Origin of the sequence: Kitasatospora sp. NPDC057738, from assembly GCF_042798815.1 — a bacterium.
GTDB lineage: Bacteria > Actinomycetota > Actinomycetes > Streptomycetales > Streptomycetaceae > Kitasatospora > Kitasatospora lactacystinica.
Genome location: NZ_JBHVJT010000010.1, coordinates 136,317 through 140,790, shown reverse-complemented (window position 1 = coordinate 140,790; position 4,474 = coordinate 136,317). Strand labels below are relative to the sequence as shown.

4 protein-coding genes are annotated in these 4,474 nt (G+C 74.0%); 1 reads left to right on the top strand and 3 read right to left on the bottom strand.

Annotation, left to right across the window (positions count from 1 at the left end; genetic code table 11):
• Positions 1 to 112: 112 nt before the first annotated feature.
• The 3 genes from ACFVGO_RS08080 to ACFVGO_RS08070 all read right to left on the bottom strand — a co-directional run bounded on the left by ACFVGO_RS08080 (position 113) and on the right by ACFVGO_RS08070 (position 3,115).
• Positions 113 to 304 (bottom strand): hypothetical protein, encoded by a 192-nt coding sequence (locus ACFVGO_RS08080; protein WP_380631108.1) that lies wholly within the window; start codon positions 302 to 304, stop codon positions 113 to 115.
• A 67-nt stretch (positions 305 to 371) separates the two neighbouring features.
• On the bottom strand, positions 372 to 554 hold the full coding sequence (locus ACFVGO_RS08075; protein ID WP_359915544.1) for a hypothetical protein: 183 nt from the start codon (positions 552 to 554) through the stop codon (positions 372 to 374).
• Positions 555 to 622: 68 nt separating this feature from the next.
• Complete coding sequence (locus ACFVGO_RS08070) at positions 623 to 3,115, bottom strand: S8 family serine peptidase (RefSeq protein ID WP_380631107.1); 2,493 nt, start codon at positions 3,113 to 3,115, stop codon at positions 623 to 625.
• A 506-nt stretch (positions 3,116 to 3,621) separates the two neighbouring features.
• Here ACFVGO_RS08070 and ACFVGO_RS08065 point away from each other — a divergent pair.
• Positions 3,622 to 4,332 (top strand): BTAD domain-containing putative transcriptional regulator, encoded by a 711-nt coding sequence (locus tag ACFVGO_RS08065; RefSeq protein WP_359915540.1) that lies wholly within the window; start codon positions 3,622 to 3,624, stop codon positions 4,330 to 4,332.
• Positions 4,333 to 4,474 lie beyond the last annotated feature (142 nt).

The following is a 4,474-nucleotide window of genomic DNA, read 5'->3' as shown; positions in this document are numbered from 1 at the left end:
TTTCGTTTCTCTCGTGTGGGGTACCCTGGGGAGGGGTGGGGGGAGAGGCAACAAGGGGGGGGGTGGCCGGCAACGGCCCCTTTGGTCCCCCCCCCCGGCGCGGGGTGCCTCATCAGAAGATGCTGGAGGCCACGTTCGCCAGGGTGCCTGCGAGCTTGCCCCAGTCGAAGTCGGCCTCGATGCCGGGGGTGTTGCCCAGGGCGCCGCCGGTGCGGCGGGTGCGGTCCACCGGCTCCGCCAGCTTCGGGAGCTGCGGCGTGGGAATCCACGTCCGGCGCTCCTCACGGAATTCTTCGTTGGTCATTTCTGCTCATCCCTTCTCGTCGTGCTGGTTGCACTCCGTCCTCGGCGGGGCCCGTCGGGGCGGGGCGTCAGAGGGCCGCGTAGCACATGCTCCGGGCGGGGCCGGTGAGGCCGGCGCAGGCCGACCGGGCCGGTACGACGCCCGGGTTGCCGGGCAGCGTTCCGGCCTCGTCCCGGCCGTCCCGGCGGACCGGCGGGGCGAGGACCGGCAGTCTCGGAGTGGGCTTGGGGAGCCCTGCGGGGGTTTTCATGATCCGTCTCCTCCTGACGGGTGGCGTGGGGGCGTCCGGTCGGCGTGGCCACCGACGGTGCCGGGTGCTCAGGACTCCAGGAACTGGTGGGCCGGCGCCAGGGTGACGGGGAACTCGTCGCTGACGTCGATCGTGAACAGCATGGAGACCCGCGCGTGCCGGTCGTCCTCGGGGTCGAAGAAGGTCACCTTCACGTCCTGGCAGTCCGATCCCATGCGGCAGTACGGGCTCTTCGCGACGGAGATGGTGTCGATGCAGTACAGGGAGATCGGCTTGCCGGACTCCGTCACGGTGCTGGGGACGCTCTGGCCCAGCAGCATGGCCTTGCTGATCGGGCCGGCGATCGAGAACGCGTTCGTCCCGGCGGAGTTCAGTGCCCGGTCGGCGGAGGTCTGCCCGAGGTTGCGGAACTGGTAGTAGACCTTGTCGAGGAACGCGTCCATGGTCTTGCGGACGTAGGTCTCGTCGACCGTCAGCGAGTCGTGGTGCGCCTGGTGCATGACGGCCTTCACCACGGCGTCCACCAGCTGCTTCTGGTACCAGATGTAGACGCCGCGGCTCTTGACCTCGACGACCGGCACGACCTGTCCGGAGAACAGCCGTACGGTCCGGTCGGTCAGCCGGCCGGGTATCGAGATCCGGGAGATGTAGCCGTCCTCGTCCTGGGTGTACTTGTGCTGGCCGAGGTAGGCGTCCCGGAAGGACCGGTAGATCGTGGACACCGGGGCGGCGGGTGCGGCGAGTGCCAGCAGGGCGTCCGCGAGCTTTCTGCGGTCGTTGACGATCGCCTCCACCTCCGCCCTCGACCCGAGCTGCACCAGGGGGTTGCTGGTCCAGTCCATGCCGGCCGCGGGTTCGGCCTCCATCGCGTAGACGGGTGTGCTCTCCAGGTTCAGCGTCCAGGTGACCTTGTCGGAGGCCCACGGGTTGGCGGTCAGGTACCTGTGCAGCTGGTCGGCGTCGTAGGGATTGGCGGGCAGTTCCTTCATCACATCGGGTTTGCCTTCGACCGGCACCTCGACGGGGTCCATCAGCTGGCGGAAGCTGTCCCGGCGGGCCTCGGTCAGGAAGTCCACCCCGACCTGGCCGATCGCGAACACCAGCGGGCGGTTGTTGGTGGAGGCGCAGGAGGGCCGGACGCCGCCGCCCGAGGGCACGGATCCCGACGGTACGGCCCCTGGCAGCCCGGCCCCCGAGGGCCCGCCGCCCTGGCACGCGCAGGGGGCCGCCGGGGCCTGGCCGGACACCGTCGCGCCGGTGGACGGCGGGGGCGCGGCCACGGCGGGCGCGGTCAGTGGCATGGGCGGCGGGACGGCGGTGGCGCCCGCGGGCTGGGCGCCGGCGGCGGTGGCGCCCGCCACCCCGGCGACGGCTCCGGCCGGGGGGAGGGCTTCGTACGGTGCGCTCTGCGCGGCGGGTGCGGCCTGGAAGGCCTGGACGGCCTCCGGGCCCGGTACGGCCTGCGCGGCCGGTGCGACCTGGGGGGCTTGAACGGCCTCGGCGGTGGCGACGGGAACGCTCTGGGTGTCCATGGTGCTGGCTCCCTCGTGCGAGTCGTAAGGGGAGGCCCCGAGCAGCGAGGGTGCGCCGGCCGCGGCGGCCCCGACCTCGGGGGAGGGGATGGTGCGGCGGGCGGCGTCCGCCGTGGTCCCGGTACTGGCCGGCCGGTCCGTCAGGTCTCCTCGGGCGGTGAGCCCGTAGGCCCGGGCCGCGTCCAGGTGGCCGACCAGCCGGCGCCGGCACTCCGGTGCGTCGGCGGGTGCGCAGGGCACGGACCGCGCGCCCCGCAGCAGGGCCCGGCGGGCCGCCCGCGGGTCGGGCGGGCGCCCCGCGCGCACCTGCGCGGCGACCAGCAGGGCGGCGACCCCGGCCACCAGCGGTGTGGCGAAGCTGCTGCCGGTCAGGGCGGCGCCGCCCCCGCCCGGGGCGGCGCCCTCGATGTCGCTCCCGGGGGCGAGCACGCCGTGGGCGGCGTACGCGGAGCCCCAGTTGCTGATGTCCAGCGGCTCGCCGTCGGGTCCGGCCGCGCCGACGGCGAGCACCGTCGGGACGGAGGCCGGCACCTGGGCGCAGTCGCAGCCGTCGTTGCCGACGGCCGCGACCACCAGGACCCCGTTCTCGTCGCACAGCCGCAGCGCCCGTTCCAGCACGGGGTCCGGCTGGGCGTCCGTGCCGGCTTCGCCGCCGCTGATGTTGATGATGTGCGCCCCCTCCTGCACGGCGCGTTCGACGGCCCGGGCCAGGTCGAGCTGCGGCACCCGGCCTTCGCCCGCGTCCGTGAAGACCGGCAGGACCAGTCCGCGGCAGCGCGGGGCGATCCCGGCGTACGGACCGTCGGGCCGGCCGAAGAGCAGGCTCGCGACGTGGGTGCCGTGCAGCGACATCGGGCCGTTGCCGGCCGGTTCGGCGACGAGCGTGTCCAGCCGGGTGAGGTCCGCGCCCTCGAAGCAGGGGTGCGACAGGTCGACGGGACCGTCCAGGACGGCGATGCACACGGCCGGGTCGCCGAGGAGTTCGTCCTCGGGGGCGCGGACGTCGTCCAGCACCGATCTGGCTTTCATGGGGAATCGCCTTCCGGTGTCGGGCGGGGCTTCGGGTGCGCTCCGCCGGGCAGCAGGTGGTGCCAGTCAACGGGCCGGCCGTCGCGGGAGTGTGCCGGGGAGCGTCACGGCCGGCGCGCGGGTGCCGTCGCCGGCGCGTCGCGTCCTCGTGACGGATCCGCCGCGGCCGTTCGCCGCGTCACGGACCGGTCGATGCACGCGCCGTGACCGCCGGCGGTCCCGCGGACCGGTCCGGATGTCAGCGACGGATCGGCGACTCCTCCAACACCCGTTCGGGGGCGGCCCATTAGGGTGTCGGCCGGTCGACTGCGGGGCGTTGCCGTCACGGTCGGCGACGACGGCCGTGACGCCCGGGCGGCGTCACCGTGACGCCGTCACAACGTCCGTTCGACGCACGCGCGACGGTGGTCCGGGGCCGGACGGACACGGCCGTGACGGGCCCCGGCCGCAACCGGGGCACGTCCGAACGGGTGCGGGCGACGGACTGCCGGGACAGAGTTGGGGGTGTGTTGTGGGACGGTCCGGGCATCGAGCTGCTGCGGGGCTTCGAGGCCACCGACGCGGGACGCTGTGTGTCCCTTCCGGTGAGTGCTCAGCACCTGCTGGCGTTCCTCGCCCTGCACGACGGCGGCGTCCAGCGCGGGGCGGTCGCCGAACGGCTCTGGCCGGACTGCACCCAGCACCGCTCGGCCGCGAACCTGCGCACCGCCCTCTACCACGTGCGGCGCGGCCGGGCCATACCGGTCGAGAGCCCGGGGCAGTGGCTGCGCCTCGCCCCGGCGGTCCGGGTGGACCTGCGGTCGGCGCGCTGCTCCGCACGGCAGGTCGTGTCCGGGCTCGACCGGTTGCCGGTCAGCTGCGACGACATCGTGGACGACCTCGCCGCCGAGCTGCTGCCGGGCTGGGAGGAGGAGTGGCTGACGCTGGAGCGGGAGCGGTGGGACCAGCTGCGGTTGTACGCCCTGGAGGGGCTGGCGCACCAACTGTGCGACGCGGAGCGCTATCTGTCGGCGCTGCAGACCGCGCTGGCGGCGATCGCCATCGACCCGGTCCGTGAGACGGCCCACCGGATCGTGGTCGAGGTGCACCTCGCCGAGGGCAACCTCGCCAGCGCGCTGCGCTCGTACCAGCACTACCGTTCGTTCCTGCAGCGCGAGCTGAACGTCGCCCCCTCGCCGAAGATGACCGGACTGGTGCGGAACCTCCAGCGGATGTGACGGCCCGCCGGCGGCGCCCGACTCCACGCCGGCGGAGCGGCCCGGGGGGGGAACGCCGCGACCGGGGCCGGGCGCTACCACAACCCGCGCAGCACAGAGAGCAGGCAGGCCACCTCCTCCCGGCCATTGTACACATGCAAGC